Consider the following 21,545-nt stretch of genomic DNA (forward strand, 5'->3'; position numbering starts at 1 on the left):
CAAAAACTTAAAGATTAGAGTACATAAACTATGTATTTCCGAAACAAATATAGTATTTCAAAATCGGAATTCTTAAAAGGGAATTCGTAAATTTCCCAAATGAATTATTTAGCGCACATCTATCTTTCGGGGGAAAATGAATTGGTTACTATAGGAAACTTTATTGCCGATGGCGTTAAGGGAAAAAAGTACATGCAGTTCCCTAAAGAAATTCAAACCGGAATCTTGCTACATCGACATATAGACACTTTTACCGATGCACATCCAACGGTAAGGTTAAGCACAAAAAGGCTTCATAAAAAATACGGGCACTATTCAGGTGTGATTGTAGATATATTATATGATCATTTTTTAGCCAAAAACTGGCAGCAATATTCCGACACGCCGCTAATTGAGTATACCGAGAATTTTTACAATGCCTTGGAAGCGCATTACGATATTTTACCACTTAATATTCAAAAGCTTCTACCCTACATGCTCACCGATAACTGGCTATTAAGCTACGCCTCTATTGAAGGCATTTCTAGAGTTTTAGATGGTATGAACAGACGCACTAAAAACCGATCTGGTATGAATGAAGCTGTCTTTGAACTACAAGAGTATTATAATGAGTTTGAAGCTGAGTTTTCTTCGTTTTTTGATGAATTAATTCGCTCTTCAAAACAAAAGCTTGACGCACTAAATAGCATATAAATGAAAAATATACATATTGTTTTAGTAGCACTTCTTACCCTAATATATTCATGTAAAAAAAACATTAAAAGAGGCTTAGTCACTAAAAACGCTATGGTAGTTTCAGCCCGTGTAGAAGCTTCTAAAATAGGTAGTGATATATTAGAAAAAGGCGGTAATGCTTTTGATGCCATGGTGGCCACACAACTAGCACTAGCTGTAGTGTACCCTTGTGCTGGTAATATTGGAGGTGGTGGTTTTATGGTCTACAGAAAGGCTAATGGTGACATTGGAAGTTTAGATTTCAGGGAAAAAGCACCAAAAGCAGCAACAAAAGATATGTATTTAGATTCCTTAGGTCATATTATTCCAGATAAAAGTATTAAAGGCGCTATGGCTGTTGGCGTTCCAGGCACCGTAGCCGGTATTATGGCCGTACATGAAAAACTTGGTTCTCTACCTCTTGAAACCATTATAAAACCAGTTATAGAGCTCGCCGAAAAAGGTTATATCATTTCTAAAAGTCAGGAAAAACGATTTAGAGACAAACAAACTGATTTTAAAGACGTTAATAAAGACTCCATATTATTCATTAACAACTTTAAGCCCGGAGATACTTTAAAACAACCTGCCTTAGCTAAAACTTTAAAAGCGATTATGAATCACGGTAAGGCGGAATTCTACAAAGGTGAAATGGCTAAAACTTTGGTTAGGTTTATTCAAAATAACGGTGGTATTGTTTCTGAAGAAGACATGGCTAATTATGAAGTGCAATGGCGCCGCCCTATCACTTTTAATTACGATGATTTGAGGATTATTTCCATGGCACCACCTTCAAGTGGCGGTATTTGCTTGGGACAAATTATGAAAATGATAGAACCTTACGATCTTCATGACATGGGGCACAATACTCTAAAAAGCATTCAAATAATTACCGAGGCTGAAAAACGTGCTTACGCCGATAGAAGTTATTACTTAGGAGACCCCGATTTTGTTAATATCCCCACTAAAAAACTGCTTGACACCTCGTATCTTAATCATAGAATGTCCGATTTTTCATTTAACAAGTCAACGCCTTCCGAAACTATTTCACATGGTAATGTACAAGTTATTGAAAGCAATGAAACCACACATTATTCCATTATAGATCAATTCGGCAACGCAGTTTCCACTACAACCACTTTAAACTCATATTATGGTTCCAAACTCTATTGCAGTGAACTAGGGTTCTTTTTAAATAATGAAATGGACGATTTTAGCAGTAAACCTGGTATTCCTAATCTATTTGGACTCATAGGAGCTGAAGCCAACAGTATTGCTCCCGAAAAACGCATGCTTAGTTCTATGACCCCTACCATAGTTGAAAAAAATGGTGAGTTATTCATGGCTGTTGGTACCCCAGGAGGTTCTACGATAATTACATCGGTGCTACAAACCATACTCAATGTTCATGAGTTTGGTATGGGCATGCAGGAAGCCGTAAATGCCCCACGGTTTCATCATCAATGGTTACCAGACGTTATCACTATGGAGCCGAATTCATTTGATAAAAGCGTTATAAACCAACTTGAAATTTTAGGTTATAAAATAAAAGAAGGAGAATCTATTATTATAGGTAAAGTAGACGGTATTCTAGTTACGGAAGATCATTCTTACGAGGGAGGTGCCGATCATCGAGGTGATGATACCGCCGTAGGATTTTAATTAATTTACTATCTTTAAAAGGATGTAATTAGTAAATTAGACCTAACCAAGCCCTAAAAAAACATTTTATGCCAAAAAAATCAACTAAAGTATTTAAAATTATAGCCGGTGTCATTATTTTTTTCACTCTTCCTAGTTTACTTTTTTTCGGTTTCCTTTATTTTAAATATAATGAAGATCTACCTACCGGGGTTCAGGGAGAAACTGCCGACCAATTAGCCCATAATATGCTAGAGGCTTTAAATTACGAAGCCTACAAAAACACAGATCACATTGAATGGACCTTTAAAAAACGTCACCATTATAAGTGGGATAAAAAAAATAACATCTGCGAAGTATATTGGAAATCCTATCGGGTGGTTTTAGATTTAAATAATAAAGAAAACACTAAAGTTTATATTCAAGGTTTTATAAATCAGAGTGAATTAGCACCAGAACTTATTGAAACAGCTACCAACTATTTTAACAACGATTCCTTTTGGCTCGTCGCTCCATATAAGGTTTTTGACAAAGGCGTGGAGCGCCGATTGGTTAAAACTACAAACAATGATGCCTTATTAGTTACTTACACTTCTGGAGGCTCTACCCCTGGCGATTCGTATTTATGGTTAATGGATGATGATTATAAACCGGTCGCATTTAAAATGTGGACTTCTATTTTACCTATCGATGGATTAGAAGCTTCATGGAACCGATGGAAAACGACTGAAACTGGAGCACAACTCCCCGAATTTCATAAAATGTTGTTTTTAGGTCTAGAAATCACTGATATTAAGGGATATAACTAAATCATTAAATTAAAATTCTTTGCTTTTTTTATTGAATAATAAGAAATACTCAGTAATGAAGTATGAGTAGCGACATAAAACTGTTAAAGTTTGTTAATTTTTTACAAATTTTTAAAAATCAACAACCCTACAAATTAGGATACCATCACATTACTTTTATGGTAATAATTCCACTTACCCATCCAAAAGACACCCCTAAAATTTATAAAAGATTTTTTATGGATACCTATACCCTAAAATTTATATCCCTCGCATAAAATTAGCCAATAATTAACAATTGTTAAGGACTTCAAAACGGATTTTAACAGCCTGTTTTTCTTGTGTACTTTAGTACAAGATTTAAGTAAAGCACTTAAACAGACCCATAAATTTTAATATTATAGTCCTATGAAAAAATTAACTTTTTTATTGTTTTTAGCCTTTGGTTTTTCTTTTGCGAACACTACAAATCCAATTAGTCAAGATGTTCAAGTTGGTGATGAGCTTGTGATTAACGTTCAAAAAGCAGACAAGTTCAATCATGTTGATTTCCCTAGACTTAATTTTATTGTAAAACGTGGGGGTATTGGAAACTATAGCAGTGTAGATGGAGAAGTTGTTGTGGTAAAAAATGTAACAACTAACAATCAAGGTAACACACAAGTCACTTTAGAACGTAAAAATGGAAAGAAATTCTTCGGTTATTTAAACGCTGTAGATGCCGATTTAACGAAAGCCTTAAATTCTGGCGAAATATCTAAAAAATAATTAAAAGTTTTAGATTATAAGAATTAGTCCTCATATACTACATAAACTTGAAAAAGGATTACTTTATTTCCAAATAAGGTAATCCTTTTTTTTTGAAGTCTACTGAAATAATTTTACTTACTGCGCTGCCCTACAAACTTATGGCTATCGGACTTAAAAAGCACATTAAAACTCGTTAAGCTACCGTAAATCCTGGTAATGTACTGTTGCAAGTCCACTTTACTTTGTTCATCTAAATCGCTCGAATTAATACGTTGCTCCATAACACGAAGGCGATCTCTAACCATAATAATCTTATTAAAAAACTTATCTATAGGCAATTCGTAAGCTTTCAAATTGGTGTCGCCAGGTTCAAGAATTATTTTTCCGCCCTTGTATTTATCAGCAATTGGCACCACCTCGCTCACATCACTATATTTTTTCAATATACGCACCAAACTACTTTCAACTTCAGCAAAACTAATGGTATCTACATCGCCATCGGCTGCTTCAATAACCTCAAAATCACTATCAATTTCAATGGTTTCTAAGCCGTTATCTATAAAAGTCACCCAATAATATTGAGCTGTTACGTTGGTTATCACACCCTTACCAAATTCAGAATGATTTATGCGTGATCCTATTCCTAATATTTTCATAAGTCTAAATTATCTTAATGGTTTTACTCAGCTAAATATAAGGTCTTCAAAAGAAATTTTAAAGAAAAATAAAGTTGAAAACCAAAGCAAAAATTTATATAGCCCTTTCGCGGAAGACTACAAAACTTCACAAGAATTTAACAACTAAAATTGTAACTTTGCGCTTTTGCAAATTTATGAGCCAATTCAACGATTTTATTGAGGTTAAAGGAGCTAGAGTTCACAATCTAAAAAACATTGATGTCTCCATTCCTAGAGAAAAGCTTGTAGTTATTACAGGTTTATCGGGGAGCGGAAAATCTTCTTTAGCTTTTGACACCATATATGCTGAAGGTCAGCGCCGATATATAGAAACGTTCTCGGCTTACGCCAGACAGTTTTTAGGTGGCTTGGAACGTCCGGATGTTGATAAAATTGATGGCTTATCTCCCGTTATTGCCATAGAGCAAAAAACGACTAGTAAATCGCCACGATCTACCGTAGGTACCATTACTGAGATTTACGATTTCATGCGTTTACTTTTTGCTCGTGCTTCAGATGCTTACAGCTTCAACACCGGCGAGAAAATGGTAAGCTATAGCGACGACCAAATAAAAGAACTCATCTACAGTGATTTTAAAGGAAAGCGCATCAATATTTTAGCACCAGTGGTACGTTCCAGAAAAGGGCATTATCGCGAATTATTCGAGCAAATAGGAAAACAAGGCTTTGTAAAAGTGCGCACCGATGGTGAGATTAAAGACATCACTAAAGGCATGAAATTAGATCGTTACAAGAATCATGACATCGAAATAGTTATAGATCGATTGGTTATTAACGATTCGGCCGATAACGACAAGCGACTTTCTGAAACCATAAATACAGCCATGTATCACGGTGATGATGTGTTATTAATTATAGATCAAGACACTCAGGAAACCCGCTATTTTAGTCGTAATTTAATGTGTCCGAGTTCAGGAATATCCTATCCGAATCCAGAACCTAACAATTTCTCTTTCAACTCGCCTAAAGGAGCTTGTCCAAATTGTAATGGTATCGGAAATCTTTATCAGGTTAACGAAGCCAAAATAATTCCCGACGATTCTATTTCCATAAATAACGGCGCATTAGCACCGCAGGGACCGAAAAAAAACAGTTGGATTTTTAAACAGCTGGAAACGATTGCTCAACGCTTTAATTTCAGTTTAACAGATCCTTATAAAGACATTCCTGCAGAAGCAAAACAAATGATTTTGTACGGAGGCAATGAAAAATTCTCTATAGAAAGTAAGACCTTAGGTGTTACGCGAGATTATAAAATAGATTTTGAAGGCATTGCCAATTTTATTGAAAATCAATACAATAATGCCGAATCGACCTCTATAAAACGCTGGGCAAAAGATTTTATGGATAAGGTTGACTGTCCTGTTTGCGAAGGTTCACGCTTAAGAAAAGAGTCACTTTACTTCAAACTAAACGGTAAAAACATTGCCGAATTAGCCCAAACCGATATTGTAGAGTTAGCCCAATGGTTTGATGTGCTAAACGAGAAACTCTCGGAAAAACAACTAAAAATTGCAGAAGAAATTCTCAAAGAAATAAAATCAAGATTACAGTTTTTATTAGACGTTGGTTTAGATTACTTGAGTTTAAACAGAAGCTCAAAATCACTTTCTGGTGGTGAAGCACAACGTATCCGATTAGCCACACAGATAGGTTCGCAATTGGTTGGTGTCCTCTATATTTTGGATGAACCTAGTATTGGACTGCATCAACGTGATAATGAAAAACTCATCAATTCTTTAGTCTCCTTACGTGATATTGGAAACTCTGTTATTGTTGTAGAGCACGATAAGGACATGATTGAACGTGCCGATTACGTTATTGATATCGGCCCTAAAGCCGGAAAATATGGTGGTGAAATCATCAGTATAGGTAATCCTGATGAACTAAAAACCCACAATACTTTAACTGCCGATTATTTAAACGGCAAAAAAGAAATTGAAATTCCTAAAAAGCGCCGCGAAGGCAATGGCCATTTTATAGAGTTAAAAGGGTGTACGGGTAATAATTTAAAAAACGTATCCGTAAAATTTCCTTTAGGAAAAATGATAGGTGTTACAGGGGTATCTGGTAGTGGAAAATCAACTTTAATTAACGAGACGCTCTACCCTATTTTAAATGCGCATTATTTCAATGGCGTTAAAAAGCCTATGCCTTATAAAAGCATTAAAGGCTTAGAGCACATCGATAAAGTTATTGATATTAACCAGTCGCCCATAGGTAGAACGCCACGAAGTAATCCTGCCACTTATACAGGTACTTTTAGTGAAATTAGAGCTTTATTTGCTAAAGTTCCTGAAGCTATGGTAAGGGGTTACAAAGCTGGTCGATTCAGTTTTAACGTTAAAGGCGGACGCTGTGAAACCTGTCAAGGTGGTGGTTTACGAGTAATTGAAATGAATTTCCTTCCAGATGTTTATGTAGAATGCGAAACCTGTCAAGGCAAACGATTTAACCGCGAAACTTTAGAAATTCGCTACAAAGGAAAAAGCATTAGTGATGTTTTGAACATGACCATGAATGAGGCGGTAGATTTTTTTGAGCACATCCCGAAAATTCATAAAAAACTTAAAACCATAAAAGATGTTGGTTTGGGTTATATCACTTTAGGACAGCAAAGCACAACGCTTTCTGGTGGTGAAGCTCAGCGTATCAAACTCGCTACGGAGCTTTCTAAAAGAGATACCGGAAACACTTTTTATATTCTTGATGAACCTACAACCGGTTTACATTTTGAAGACATCCGCGTGCTCATGCAAGTGTTAAACAAGCTGGCCGACAAAGGTAATACCGTTCTAATTATCGAGCATAATTTAGATGTGATTAAAACCGTAGATCATATCATTGATATTGGTTATGAAGGTGGAAAAGGCGGTGGAAAAGTGATTGTTGAAGGCACTCCTGAAGAAGTTGCTAAACATAAAAAAAGTCATACTGCTAGATTCTTAAAAAAAGAATTACATTAGACTGAATTAAAACGAATATTGAAATAAAGTAGTTATCCTGAACCATTCTAGGCTCACTACTATAAAACATAAAAATTAAGACATTATGAGAACAGAAAAACACCCAAAAGGCTGGAACGAAATTAAAACAAACGATTCTTGGGCCATATTTAAAATAATGGGTGAATTTGTTAGTGGTTTTGAAAAAATGAGCAAAATTGGACCTTGTGTGTCTATTTTCGGTTCAGCGAGAACAAAACCAGATCATAAATATTATAAGTTAACCGAAAATGTTGCTAAAAAAATTGTTGAAGGCGGATACGGTGTTATCACTGGTGGTGGTCCCGGTATTATGGAAGCCGGAAACAAAGGCGCACATTTAGCTGGCGGAACTTCAGTAGGGCTGAATATCGAATTACCTTTTGAACAGCATGACAATCCGTATATCGATGCCGATAAAAACTTAGATTTCGATTACTTTTTTGTGCGTAAAGTTATGTTTGTCAAATATTCACAAGGTTTTGTAGTGATGCCTGGTGGTTTTGGAACTTTAGATGAGCTTTTTGAAGCCATTACCTTAATACAAACCCATAAGATTGGAAAATTCCCAATTATCCTTGTCGGAAGAGCCTTTTGGGCTGGCTTATTTGAATGGATTAAAAACACACTTTTAGAAACCGATGCGACTATTAGTGCTAAGGATTTAGATCTCATTCACTTGGTAGACAACGAAGATGAAGTTATTGAAATTTTAGATGAATTTTATAAAAGCTCAGATTTAAGCCCGAATTTCTAAGCCCTCTAGAACTCAAATCTTATCAATCAATTGCATACTATAAATTTGATCGATACGTTTGAAAAATTAAGTCTAATGCTATATTTTATCCAGCACATGAACATTCATTAACCTAAATCATCACCTCTTTGAGATTACGTCTTTTTAATTGTTTTCTTTTCTTCACCATAGGCCTACTTAGTTTTAGTCAAAACAAAATTGACTTGAAGGCTGTTTTTGATGTGGAAAACAAACAAATAAAGATTTCTCAAACCATCGTTTATTACAATAATACCGATGACACTCTGGATAACATCTATTTGAATGATTGGAATAACAGTTATTCATCAAAGCACACGCCTCTTGCCAAACGTCTGGCCGAAGAATACAAAGATGAATTTCAGCTTGTAAAAGATGAAGATCGTGGCTTTTCAACCATCGAACATATTAAACAAAATGAACAGCGTTTAGATTATGATGTACTAGAAAACCAACAAGATATCATAAAAGTTTATTTAAAAGAACCTTTAGAGCCTCAAGGCTCATATGAGCTTCAATTAGATTATTTGGTTAACATTCCGCATGCCAGTTTTACACGTTACGGTATCACCGATAATAAAGATATCAACTTGAGGTATTGGTACATCACGCCAACCGTTTATGATGGCGAATGGCAGTACTACAGTAATAAAAATCTAGATGATTTATTTATTCCGAAGGCAGATGTTTCCTTAGAAATTGAATATCCAAACACACATACACTTATTTCAGATTTAGATTTAACTAATAAATCGCAATCAACTAATAAAGAAACAGTTACACTTAGTGGAAAACACAGAAATTCCAATAAATTATTTCTTCATAAATACAATAGTTTTAAAACCATTGAAACTGACGGATTTTCAATAGTTTCAAATATTGAAGGCAAAAACATTGAGATTTTAGACAAGGTGATGATCACAGAACGTGTTACAGAATTCATCCTAGAACACTTTGGGAAATACCCTCACAAAAGACTTTTATTAAGTCAGATTGATTACGACAAAGATCCTATTTATGGTTTAAACATCTTACCGAATTTCATTAAAACACACCCTGCAAGTTTTGATTATGAGCTTAAGATTCTAAAAATCGCCTTGTACAATTATTTAGAAAACACTTTACTCATTAACCCAAGAGATGAACAATGGCTTATTGATGGAATACAAATTTTCTACATGATGGAATATGTAGACAAATACTATCCTGATATGAAATTTTTAGGGTCCATTGCCGATTTCTGGGCCGCTAGACCATTTCATGCTTCAGACATGATGTATAACGACAAATACATTTTGGCTTACATGGTTATGGCTAGAACCAATAGAGACCAGCCACTGACTATGGCCAAAGACTCGCTTTTAAAGTACAACGTCAACATTGCAAACAAATACAAGGCTGGAGTTGGCTTTAAGTATTTAGATGACTTTACAGACCATACTATGGTTGAAAATAGTATTGAGTCCTTTGTAAAAGAATCTAAACTAAAAAACACCTCGGTAACTGAATTTGAAGCCCATTTAAAGTCCCAAACCGATAAAAATATTGATTGGTTTTTTAGTGATTACCTCGATACTAGAAAATTCATTGATTATAAAATTCAAAAGGTTAGCAAAACCGAAGACTCCATAACCCTAACCATTAAGAATAAAGGCAAAAACCAAATGCCTGTGTCATTGTACACTCTTAAAAACGACAGCGTTGTTGCTAAGCAATGGGTTGAAGACATTCCTGAATACAAAACCATTACCATACCACGAAACGACGGTGATAAACTGGTTTTAAATTACAATAATACCATTCCAGAATTCAACTTGAGAGATAACTGGAAATCTATAAAAGGGCCGTTTTCTAATAACAAACCCCTACAAATAAGATTATTTAAAGACTTAGAAGACCCCAATTATAGCCAAGTGTTTATCATGCCTATTTTAGAGTTTAACAACATTTATGATGGTATCAACTTAGGTTTAAAAGCTTACAACAAAACCTTATTGCGTCGTATGTTTTACTACAAGATTTCACCGCAATATTCATTTGGTTCACAAACTGTAACGGGCTCAGCAACCATTTCTAAAACACACAATATTCACGATCGTAATTTGTTTTTTCTGAATTATGGTATCTCTGGATCATACAAATCTTATGCTGAAGATTTATTTGTTAGACGCATAACACCATCCTTTTCTTTACTTTATAGAGATAATGAAGATTTTCGCTCAAACAAAAGAGGTGCACTCTATTTTAGATTTGTTGATATTCATAGAGATGAAGACCCTCACAATATTCAATCACCTAATGACGAACCTAATTACTCCTTATTCAATACAAGGTTTATATATTCCAACGACAACTTAATTGATTTTTACAAATGGTCTGTAGATTTACAATTTAGTAAGGAATTTAGTAAAGTCTCACTAAATTATGAATACCGTCATTTATTTGAAAACAACCATCAAATCAACTTAAGAGCCTTTGCTGGAGCCTTTTTAAGAAATGATAATGACCCCAATTCTGATTATTTTAGTTTTGCTTTAGACCGCCCAACCGATTACCTATTCGATTACAATTACTTAGGACGATCAGAAGACACCGGTATTTTTAGTCAGCAGTACATTCCAGCGGAAGGTGGTTTTAAATCGAAGCTTCAACCTGCTTTTGCCAATCAATGGATTACCACTTTAAACGCCAGTACTACTTTGTGGCGCTATATTTTACTCTACGGTGATGTGGGGTTGGTAAAAAATAAATATCAAGATCCAGAGTTTGTTTACGGCACTGGTATTCGAGTTAATTTGGTGACAGACTATTTCGAATTGTATTTCCCAATTTATTCAAATTTAGGTTGGGAAGTCTCGCAACCTAATTACAGTGAGCACATTAGATTCATATTTACCATAGACCCGCAATCCCTACTCGGATTGTTTAGAAGGCGTTGGTTTTAGCCTTTGAAATTTAAATATTATCAGTGAAAGCCTTTTTTTGATTAATTAATTTCAACAAAACCACCACAATAGATCACTTCATTAAATTATCCACAACAACTTAGGCGCTTTTAAAATTGCAAAAAAGCCAAAAATTAACTACTTTTGCGCTAACTGAAAAATTCATGGCTTCTATGCAAACCTTATCCGATTTGAATACTAATTTATCATTCGAAGATTTTAAAACTGAAGTACTAAATGATTATCGAACGGCTGTAATAAGTCGTGAATGTAGCCTTTTAGGTCGACGTGAAGTTTTAACCGGAAAGGCTAAATTCGGAATTTTTGGAGACGGAAAAGAGGTGCCACAATTAGCCATGGCCAAAGCATTTCAAAAAGGCGATTGGCGTTCGGGCTATTACCGTGACCAAACCTTTATGATGGCTATAGGCGCACTAACGCCAGAACAATTTTTTTCAGGACTCTATGCCAACACCAATTTAGAATTAGAACCTATGTCTGCAGGGCGCCAAATGGGCGGTCACTTTGTAACGCATAGTTTAAACGAAAATGGTAGTTGGAAAAACTTAAAAGCACAATACAACTCCAGTGCAGATATTTCACCTACAGCTGGGCAAATGCCACGTTTATTAGGTTTAGCACAAGCTTCAAAAATATTTAGAAACGTAAAAGGTATTAATACCACCAATTTTTCAGAAAACGGAAATGAAGTGGCATGGGGAACCATTGGAAATGCTAGTACTAGTGAAGGTTTATTTTTTGAAACGATAAACGCCGCAGGGGTACTTCAAGTCCCTATGGTGATAAGTGTTTGGGATGATGAGTACGGTATTTCAGTACATGCTAGACATCAAACCACCAAAGAAAACATCTCTGAAGTTCTAAAAGGATTTCAACGCGATAACGATACTAAAGGCCTTGAAGTTTTACGTGTTAAAGGTTGGGATTATGCCAATTTGGTAGAAACGTATCAAGAAGCTAGTAAAATTGCTCGTGAAGAACACGTGCCTGTATTGATTCATGTTTCAGAACTAACACAACCACAAGGCCACTCCACTTCAGGGTCTCATGAGCGTTACAAAGACGCTAACCGTTTAGAGTGGGAAGCCGATAATGATTGTAACTTAAAATTCCGTAATTGGATTATTGAGAGCAGCATTGCCACAAACGAAACCTTAATTGAAATTGAACGTGCTGCAAAGCGCGATGTGCGTGAGGCCAAGAAAAATGCTTGGAATACCTTTTTACGACCAATTTCAAAGGAACAACAAGAGTTAATCGCTTTATTAAAACCGATTGCAAAACAAAGTGTTAACGGTGTTTTTATTTCTAAAATTATTGAAACCTTAACGCATATTGACGAACCTACTCGAAAAGATTTACTTTCTAATGCACGACGTGTATTACGATATTTAGTCTCTGAAACTTTTGAAGAAAAAAGAAAACTTCAGGTTTGGATTGATACTATTTTTGAACAGACGCAACCACGATTTAGCTCTCATCTATATTCAGAAACCCAGGGTTCAAACACTAGAATTGAAGAGGTGAAACCAAGCTTTGAAGAAAACGCTGAAATGGTTGATGCCCGTATCATTTTACGTGATAATTTTGATGCCATTTTTGAAAACTACCCTGAATCTCTAATTTTTGGTGAAGACACCGGAAATATTGGTGATGTAAATCAAGGTTTAGAAGGTTTACAAGCTAAATATGGTGAATTACGTGTGGCTGATGTTGGTATACGTGAAGCTACTATTTTAGGGCAAGGTATTGGTATGGCCTTACGCGGCATAAGACCAATCGCTGAAATCCAGTATTTAGACTATATTTTATACGCTATACAAATTATAAGTGACGATTTAGCAACAACACATTACAGAACAAAAGGCAAGCAAAAAGCGCCACTAATTATTAGAACCCGTGGTCATCGTTTAGAAGGTATTTGGCATTCAGGCTCACAAATGGGCGGTATTTTAAATTTAGTTAAAGGGGTCAATTTATTAGTACCACGAAATATGACTAAAGCAGCAGGGTTCTACAACACCTTATTACTTGGTGACGATCCAGCTATTGTAGTAGAATGTTTAAATGGATACCGTCTAAAAGAAAAAATGCCAAACAATTTAAGTTCAATAAAGACGCCAATTGGTGTGGTAGAAACTCTAAAAGAAGGCTCCGATATTACATTAGTGTCTTACGGTTCTACTTTAAGAATTGTTCAAGAAGTAGCTAAAGAATTGCTTGCAGCTGGTATTGACGCTGAAATTATTGATGTGCAATCCTTAATTCCGTTTGATATCAATCATGATATTGTAAAAAGTATCGCAAAGACCAATCGTGTTATGATTATCGATGAAGATGTTCCTGGAGGCGCTTCAGCATATATTTTAGATGAAATTTTAAACCGTCAGAATGCTTTTCAATATTTAGACAGCGCGCCAAAAACCCTAACAGCTAAAGCGCACCGCCCTGCTTATGGTAACGATGGTGATTATTTTTCTAAACCATCAGCAGAAGATATTTACGAAGCTATTTATGCACTAATGCATGAAAGCAATCCAACAAAATATCCGAAGTTACGCTAGGCTAGAAATTGATTATTAGTTGTAAGGATTGTTTATGCGTCTATTTGTTGAATCGTTTAACCATGTCATTTAAAAATTGTTCTCGACTCCGCTCGAACACCAACTAAAAAAAATGCTACTTAACGATCTTCGATTTCTATGAAGTAACCAAATGATTTTGAAATAAATGTTCAGATTTTATTATAAAGATTACAGGTTCTCGACTCTGATCGAACACCATGATCAAACAACTTCATAGACGGTCTTCGAGCAGAGTTGAGAAGGTATCACCATTTAGAGTTGACTGTTTTTAATTATTAATTTTTCACTTTTAATTATTTAAACGTGTCATTGGCTAGTGTATTGAATATTGTTTATTTACTATTGATTATTGCATTTACTTTGAATGCTGTTTATGCGTTTATTTCTTGAATCGTGTACTGAGTTACTGTGACTAAAATTTCATTTTTAATTATTCACTTTTCATTTCTAACAACGTACTTTTACAATTAGATTTTAAAAAAGACCTTTATGAAAGCCGTTTCGGTAAGAGAAATAAGAAAAGAGTTAAAAAGTTTGTCTTCGGAAGAATTAGAAGAACTCTGCTTACGACTATCGCGTTTTAAAAAAGAAAACAAGGAGCTACTCACCTATCTACTTTTTGAATCGCACCATGAAGACGATTATATCGCTAGTGTAAAAAGTTATATGGACGAAGAATTTGAAGCTATAAACCGTAATAGCATTTTTTACATCAGGAAAAGCGTCAGGAAGATTTTAAGAAACGTCAAGAAATTTATTCGCTATTCTCAAAAGAAAGAAACTGAAGTAGAGCTCCTCCTCTATTTTTGCGAGCAACTCAAGGCCTTTAGACCGTCCATTTCCAGAAGTACGCAACTACAAAATTTATACAACCGTCAGTTAGATTTAGCCAAAAAAATTATTGGCAACCTGCACGAAGACCTACAATACGATTACAACTTAATGATTGAAGATTTGTAACAAAAAAAAACGACTGTCTGGAACAAACTTGGTTGTTATAAATTTTAAAGAATTAATCAAAGAGGTTTATACCAAAATGCTTTGCAAAGTTTATATTTGCTTTTTTTTAATCTTTTTTTGATTAAAAAACGAATCACAATTAGTTAATCCATTATAAAATATCATTATTAAAAAATGAAGCTATCTATCTCTAAATTTCTAACTCTAGGTTTATTTGTATTGATCTCAAGCTGTTCAAGTGTAAAAGAATTAAGCCACTGGACTTCTGACGATGTTGCATCCATCAAGTCTAAAAACATATTAGTTATTGTAAAAGCTAAAAAGCCAAGTACACGAGAATCTTTCGAAAAACAAATTACAAAGCAGCTTAAAGCCGAAGGTTTAAACGCCACATCTAGTTATGTGCAATTCCCAGAGTTGAACCCGAATGACTCTTTATCTAAGGCAGAGCTTCAAAACGTAAAAAAGATCCTTAAATCAAATAAATTTAACGGCGTGGTTTATAGCCGTGTCATTGGTGTTGAAAAACTAACAAATACTACAACCTCTGGTGGTTATGAAGCTGGTGCAACTTTAGGGGATTACCCGTTACTGTACGATATGGGCTTTTACGGATTTTATTCAAATACACTTCCAGAACCTAGTTTTGAAGGCGTTTACGAACCTTTAGAAGTACAAACACAAACGGCTAATATCTATGTTTTAGAAACATCGGTTTATAACTTAGATCTAGAGCCTAAAAAGCAAATGGTAGCCTCTGTAACCTCTAAAATAGACAATGTTGAAACTGGTCATAATTTAGCCAAGAACTACGCTAAAACCATTGTAAACGGTGTAAAAAAGAAGTAAGCATAACATATTTAGATATAAATATAGAAGCTGAATAGAAACACATTAATCTGTTTTTATTCAGCTTTTATAGTAAAACAAACAGTTTACTTTTAATGAAACCCTTGTTTTAATCAAGATATCATGCTGTTTAAATCTCTAATTTTATCAACTTTAATTATATTGCAAACACATACAAACTTTAATTAATTTATTCAACCCTTATTATTTTTAACATTATGAAAAAAATTACTTTACTTATTCTTTTTTTAGCCTTGATACCAATGCAAAAGGCATTAGCACAAAACTTTGAAATTACGGCATCTTATGGAGCACAATTTGGTGCGAAATTGAACTTTCCTGATGGGTATTTAAAAGTAGAAAATAGTGGCCAACTTGGAGTTTCTCTTGGTATGGAAATTAGACCTAATGTTGTAGGAGAGATTAGTTATTTCCGTCATGAATCAGAATTAAGAGACGTTTATTACAATAGGCCTAACTTAAACACATCATCAGACCTTAACATGGACTGGTTACTACTAGGCGCTAATCATTACTTTGGAAAAAGTCAGATCATTAAACCCTTTTTAGGAGGTGGTTTGGGAGTTGTTTTTGTTTCTCCTGAATATGATGAGAATTCAACACGTTTTACATTCTTTTTTAAAGGCGGAGCGAACTTCATGTTAACCGATAGATTTGGATTAAATGTTCAAGGAAATTTATTTTTACCAATTCAATACGAAGGATTTTATATTGGTACTGGAGGAAGCGGCGTGAGTACACAAAGCACTATTGCATTAGCCGGAATTAGCGCTGGAATTGTGTTCAAATTAGGCGCATAATTAAAGTAAATCTTAAATTTTACTTACCTTTAAACGAGCATATTTAGATATGTTTGTTTAAAGGTTTTTTATTTCAAAATGATAACTTATGGAAATTGTAGTTTTAGATGGATATACGCTCAATCCAGGTGATTTAAGCTGGGAAGGCTTAAAAGCATTAGGAAACTTAAAAGTATACGACCGTACTGCTTTTGAAACTGAAACAGTTTTAAAACATATTGGTGACGCCGAAATTGTTTACACCAACAAAACACCCATCTCTAAAGAAGTTATTGAGCAAGCTCCAAATTTAAAATTTATTGGTGTACTGGCCACCGGTTATAATATTATTGATATTGAAGTTGCTAAAAAACATAATATTACAGTTAGCAATGTACCATCATACAGTACGGCTTCTGTTGCACAATTTACAATGGCTTTGTTGCTAGAAATGTGCCATCATGTAGGTAACCATAATCATGCCGTTCAAGCTGGTGACTGGAGTAAAAGTCCAGATTTCTCTTTTTGGAATCATCCTTTAATAGAATTAAGAGGAAAAACGCTAGGTATCATTGGCTTTGGAAGCATTGGTCAGGCTACAGCAAAATTAGCTCAGGCATTTGGTTTAAACGTTATAACTTACAACCGTACGATGTATCCAGAATTAGAGTCTGAAACCTGTAAGTTTGTTTCATTAGATGAACTTCTAGAACAATCAGATATCATCAGTTTACATTGTCCGCTGTTTGAAGAAACCAAACACATCATCAACAAAGATAGTATTGCCAAAATGAAAGATGGCGTGATGCTTATAAATACCTCTCGTGGACCATTAATTAATGAAGAAGACCTTAAAAACGCGCTAGATAGTGGCAAAGTATATGGTGCGGCGATTGATGTGGTTTCAGTGGAACCTATAGATCCAAATAATCCGTTGTTAACCGCTAAAAACTGTATTATAACACCTCATATTGCTTGGGCACCAATAGAAGCCAGAAGACGTTTAATGCAAATTGCTGTTGAAAATTTGAAAGCTTTTATTTCAGGTGAACCGCTGAACGTTGTGAATTAGTTTTTGTTAAGTAACATAGAGACTCGCAAAGAGCATTTATGGGTAAACCCGGTGTTTCCATTTTTAGGAAAATTAGTATCAGAGTTTAGAACTATGATTTCTCCATTGAAATACCCTCCAATCCAGTAGTGCTTTCGTAACAGTACTATTTTGAATCAACTTCTTTATGTTGTTTCATTAATTGAGGTAAGCCTTTTAGAAATTCGTATAATGCTCGTACCCCACCAATAAGCAGTGTTCTCAAGGCGATATTGAAGGGCGGTTTAACCACGCTATAATAATCCTTAGACTCAATCTTGTCAGGGCTGAGTAACACCTTTTTTAAAGCATTTATATTGGTCCAATTTGCCCTAAACTTGATGATCCCATCTTTACCAATTACATAAGTCATATTTGGCATGCTTCCATATAGTTTATGCGCAAATCCATCGACTGAATCTACTAACACTTTTCTTTTTTCATTGTATAGCTTACTTGTAGCTTTTGCATTATCAATCTTTTCTGAAAAAGTTGTTATTTCTTTTGTTCTGCCTCCTGGATGAGCTTCTCTAACATATAATAATATAAAATGGAAATCTGGAAATTCTTTTTGAAGCAGATTCATGGGCCCTGTTGTATTAGCATACATCGGACAAGTAATACTACCTGTATCTAAAACTATGGTTTTATCTAAAAAATCAGATAATTTAACTGTTTTCCCGTCTAACGTTGTGGCTTCAAAATCAATATACTCTTCCCCTCCTTTGGGTCCTTTAAAGTTTTTGAAATTATAATCTTTAGGGTTAAAATGCTTATAGTTATAGGAACTCTCTTTTTCCATGAATTATATTGTTAATTACCCTTAATATTTGGAGGACAGCGTGTTTTCAGGCGTAATTATTAGTTTATCAATTCGTTTTCCGTATTTGTCAAATGTGTATAAATACGTTTTTTGCTTTCTATCTATGGGCAATTTATATGCTTCATCAGATTTTAATATAGTTGTAAAATAGGGAACCTTCTTTATATAATCGTAATCATTTTTTATTTCATTCCCGTAAAATAAGGATACTTGAACATCATATTTTGCCTTATTTTTAAATGAGAATGTTGATAGCTCTTTAAGTGAACTGTTTTGTTTGTTATTAAAAACAAAATAGTCTAAGGAGTTTAGCCTCTCCTCATTAAATTTGTTGCTGTTAATGATTCCATAGTCTGATTTAATTTGGTTTCTGTAAGAATTCAAGTGAGTTTGACTTATTGTAAGTGGGTCTATATTGTATTTATTTTTAAATATTGTAGCCATCCATTCTTTTCCTCTGCTTGTTGGTTTTTCAAGTATATGGTCAACTCCTGCAAGAACCACAACCTTATGGTTAGGGTTAACTTTAAACGTTTTGCTGTATATGTTTTCTGCTTGTCCAAGCTCTCTATTTTTGTTTCTGTCTGTATTTTCATAGGCTATGAATACATATCCTAATTCTTTAGCTTTTCTAATAAGGTTCGAGTAATTCTGTTCACTCGTATAAAACCCCGTTTCAAGCGTAGGATAAGAATTGGCTAAATTCAAAATACTGTCTTGTTTGGCGTAAAGAGCTTCCAAAGCCAAATATTTGTAGCCTACCTCTTTTAAAGATTGTAACAAATCAAAAACAAGCAATCTCTGATTAGGATAAAAGTGATTTTCATTTATCATTAAAATTTTATGTTTTTCAGCTTCTTTAATAATTGTATCAATAGCCTGTGAATTAAAAACTGTATTTTCTCTTATGATTTTAGAAATGGTATCATTTGGTTCAAATCTTGATTCAAGTTTGTTCAAATAGGATTCATAAAATTCATTCTTTCCAAGAAACGAAGAAAACGTAAGCTGCATTTGTAGTTTAGACCATTCCTCATGCTTGTCATAAGTTGGAAATTCACTTATCTCATTTAATGCACCATAGAATTTATTGGACAGTTGATGCTTTTTCACAATATCGAAAACTGTACTGATTTGTTTTCTATAAGTAGAACCTAATTCTAAACTATTGAAAATATTGTTCAAATCGATTTCTAAAGTACTTTTTGAAATTTCACCCAAAGAATTACCTATAAACCTAATCGACTGATTATTAATAATTGTGTCGTATACAACAAGTTCTTTCGGGTAATTTTGGGTTTTATTTTTAGAAACTGTCACAAAATATTCATACGGAGGTTCATTAGTTCTTCCATAAACCAAAACACTATCTAACAGCTTAAATTTTGCATTGTGGATAATCTTCTTTAATTCCTTTTTGTTGGTTGTATAGGTTATATCTGCTGGGCTTTTAAAATATAATTGTAGTGAGTCATTTATTATGTGAATACTATAATTTCTAACGTATCTATTTTGCTCAAAATGTTCACTTATTTTTGGTGAACATCCAAGTGAAATTAAAAGTATTGTTAAGAATGTTAGGTTCTTCATTATGACTGCTAATGGTTAAGGTTATGATTTCGTTGTGGAAAATGTCAGCAGACTTTTCCGCTTTTGAAATTATACCAGATAAAAAGTAGTAAAGTTTATTTTTAGAACAAAGCCCACAATACCTTACATTGTTGTAGCATGTTTTTATCGAGCAACTTTTACTATTCCGTCACGATTTCTTTCAGCAAGTTCTGAAATAAACTTCGTTTCTCCTCCGATTGTAGTGAATGCTAAATCATAATCTGTATTCACAACCCAATTTTTTTCTTTTGGGTAAATTAGACTTGGTGTTAGTCTCAAATTATCTATTTCAAATAATTTCGGAAGTTCATTTATTTTACCGCTGTAAATCAAATCTTTTTCCCAGTTATTCGTGGCAAGAAAAGTATAGAACAGTTCAATCTCTTGATTTCCATATAACTCTAATACTACTTCTACTAAACTTATTAGATGTTCTCTATCCATTAAGCCTTCGACAGGATACAATTCGTTATTAAGTTGCTTATCATAAGAATGAGTATATTTAATACTATCCATAATAGCTTTATTCAAATCAAATTTTCGATATTTTTTATCGTGAAAATCTTTCCAAGTTACACGAGAAAGATCATCTTCAGGAAATACTTCGTCCGACAACTCTCTAACTACAATTTTATCATTTGGAATTTTATTATTTATCCAAAATGAGTGCAAAGCAATTGCATATTCTTGAAAATTATTCGGCAAGGTTAATTGAAGGAAAAATTTAGAAGAATTTTGTTCACGCAATTTTAAATCATACTCCTTTTGTTCTCCAACAATAGTTGCATAAGGTTTAATCCAATCTTCTATATCTTTTTCAACTAGTTTCAAGGTTTTTCTTGTGGGGATAATGTGTTACAAAGGTGATGTATCTGATTTGTGGCGTTTTTAAACAACCAATTTAGTAAATAAAAAACCAACTAAAAAATCTGCAGGATTTTCGTAAGTAAGCTAGAACTAGTAATAAATTATATTTGGTGTTACCTGCTGGCCACTTTATTTTTTATCACGTTCCTTTCGTAATCCAACAATTTCTAATTCTAAATCTTTTTTAACCTTAACCAAATACTCCTTCCTAATTTGTTCATAATTATTTTGCTCATTCGTTGATTTTGGAGGAGAAGGAGGAGTGTGGTCAGAAGTTAAGGTAGATGGATTATCAAAAGGCCTGCTTATCCCGCACATATTCAGTCGAAGAAACCCGCTTTCCATATGTCCGTAAATAATCCATTTTCCAGTTTCTGAAACATACGGTGAGCAATATTTCCAATTTTTTCCGACATAAACATTTCCAATTTCATCTCCGCCATCTAAAGACTCTGTTACTCTTATTTTAAATGTCAAATCAGATTTATTTACTTCGATAATTTCTCCAATGAAAATACATTCGGAATTTTCCAATTCATATTTCTGCCAAGTTGAAAGTGATTTTGTCTTACAAGTACAAGCAAAACTTTTCAATGAAATTAGAAGTAGAATTATAGCTAAATATATTTTCATAGTTTCGATTT

General features: G+C 34.0%; 17 protein-coding genes. 12 read left to right on the forward strand and 5 right to left on the reverse strand.

Annotated features, from left to right (window positions below; genetic code table 11):
* Positions 1-99 precede the first annotated feature (99 nt).
* The 4 genes from F6U93_RS01970 (at position 100) to F6U93_RS01985 (ending at position 3,911) form a co-directional block, all read left to right on the forward strand.
* On the forward strand, positions 100-693 hold the full coding sequence (locus tag F6U93_RS01970; protein ID WP_068605174.1) for an acyl carrier protein phosphodiesterase: 594 nt from the start codon (positions 100-102) through the stop codon (positions 691-693).
* Complete coding sequence (ggt, locus tag F6U93_RS01975) at positions 694-2,376, forward strand: gamma-glutamyltransferase (RefSeq protein WP_068605172.1); 1,683 nt, start codon at positions 694-696, stop codon at positions 2,374-2,376.
* A 68-nt stretch (positions 2,377-2,444) separates the two neighbouring features.
* Positions 2,445-3,164: a hypothetical protein gene (locus F6U93_RS01980; protein WP_068605170.1), complete on the forward strand. Its 720-nt coding sequence runs from the start codon at positions 2,445-2,447 to the stop codon at positions 3,162-3,164.
* 387 nt (positions 3,165-3,551) lie between these two features.
* On the forward strand, positions 3,552-3,911 hold the full coding sequence (locus F6U93_RS01985; protein ID WP_068605165.1) for a hypothetical protein: 360 nt from the start codon (positions 3,552-3,554) through the stop codon (positions 3,909-3,911).
* Positions 3,912-4,024: 113 nt separating this feature from the next.
* On the opposite strand, the gene F6U93_RS01990 is transcribed toward F6U93_RS01985, so the two are convergent.
* A complete protein-coding gene (locus F6U93_RS01990; RefSeq protein WP_067149040.1) occupies positions 4,025-4,549 on the reverse strand; it encodes a hypothetical protein in 525 nt (174 codons plus the stop codon).
* A gap of 176 nt (positions 4,550-4,725) precedes the next feature.
* On the opposite strand from F6U93_RS01990, the gene uvrA reads away from it, so the two are divergent.
* From uvrA to F6U93_RS02030, 8 genes are all read left to right on the forward strand, one after another.
* Positions 4,726-7,557: an excinuclease ABC subunit UvrA gene (uvrA, locus tag F6U93_RS01995; protein ID WP_150936320.1), complete on the forward strand. Its 2,832-nt coding sequence runs from the start codon at positions 4,726-4,728 to the stop codon at positions 7,555-7,557.
* A gap of 85 nt (positions 7,558-7,642) precedes the next feature.
* The gene (locus tag F6U93_RS02000; protein ID WP_150936322.1) at positions 7,643-8,332 is read left to right on the forward strand and encodes an LOG family protein; all 690 of its coding nucleotides are present in this window, start codon (positions 7,643-7,645) and stop codon (positions 8,330-8,332) included.
* Positions 8,333-8,535: 203 nt separating this feature from the next.
* Positions 8,536-11,295 (forward strand): gluzincin family metallopeptidase, encoded by a 2,760-nt coding sequence (locus tag F6U93_RS02005; protein ID WP_225312504.1) that lies wholly within the window; start codon positions 8,536-8,538, stop codon positions 11,293-11,295.
* Between the two features lie 173 nt (positions 11,296-11,468).
* Complete coding sequence (locus tag F6U93_RS02010) at positions 11,469-13,880, forward strand: alpha-ketoacid dehydrogenase subunit alpha/beta (protein ID WP_150936343.1); 2,412 nt, start codon at positions 11,469-11,471, stop codon at positions 13,878-13,880.
* A 510-nt stretch (positions 13,881-14,390) separates the two neighbouring features.
* Positions 14,391-14,861, forward strand: coding sequence for a hypothetical protein (locus F6U93_RS02015; protein ID WP_150936325.1), 471 nt, complete (start codon positions 14,391-14,393; stop codon positions 14,859-14,861).
* A 174-nt stretch (positions 14,862-15,035) separates the two neighbouring features.
* A complete protein-coding gene (locus tag F6U93_RS02020) occupies positions 15,036-15,710 on the forward strand; it encodes a hypothetical protein (protein ID WP_150936327.1) in 675 nt (224 codons plus the stop codon).
* Between the two features lie 218 nt (positions 15,711-15,928).
* Complete coding sequence (locus F6U93_RS02025; protein WP_150936329.1) at positions 15,929-16,531, forward strand: outer membrane beta-barrel protein; 603 nt, start codon at positions 15,929-15,931, stop codon at positions 16,529-16,531.
* An 88-nt stretch (positions 16,532-16,619) separates the two neighbouring features.
* Positions 16,620-17,582 carry a D-2-hydroxyacid dehydrogenase gene (locus tag F6U93_RS02030; protein ID WP_150936331.1) on the forward strand — a complete coding sequence of 321 codons (963 nt, stop codon included), beginning with the start codon at positions 16,620-16,622 and terminating at the stop codon, positions 17,580-17,582.
* A 145-nt stretch (positions 17,583-17,727) separates the two neighbouring features.
* Here F6U93_RS02030 and F6U93_RS02035 read toward each other — a convergent pair whose 3' ends face one another.
* The 4 genes from F6U93_RS02035 to F6U93_RS02050 all read right to left on the reverse strand — a co-directional run.
* Positions 17,728-18,402 carry a peroxiredoxin family protein gene (locus tag F6U93_RS02035; protein ID WP_150936334.1) on the reverse strand — a complete coding sequence of 225 codons (675 nt, stop codon included), beginning with the start codon at positions 18,400-18,402 and terminating at the stop codon, positions 17,728-17,730.
* A gap of 21 nt (positions 18,403-18,423) precedes the next feature.
* The gene (locus F6U93_RS02040; RefSeq protein ID WP_150936336.1) at positions 18,424-20,013 is read right to left on the reverse strand and encodes a hypothetical protein; all 1,590 of its coding nucleotides are present in this window, start codon (positions 20,011-20,013) and stop codon (positions 18,424-18,426) included.
* Positions 20,014-20,157: 144 nt separating this feature from the next.
* Entirely contained in the window at positions 20,158-20,865 is a 708-nt protein-coding gene (locus F6U93_RS02045) for a hypothetical protein (protein ID WP_150936338.1), read from the reverse strand.
* 165 nt (positions 20,866-21,030) lie between these two features.
* Positions 21,031-21,545: hypothetical protein (locus F6U93_RS02050; RefSeq protein WP_225312505.1), on the reverse strand; the 515-nt coding region annotated here is incomplete at its 5' end.

The sequence above is a fragment of the Pseudotamlana haliotis genome, from assembly GCF_008806375.1.
Lineage (GTDB): Bacteria > Bacteroidota > Bacteroidia > Flavobacteriales > Flavobacteriaceae > Pseudotamlana > Pseudotamlana haliotis.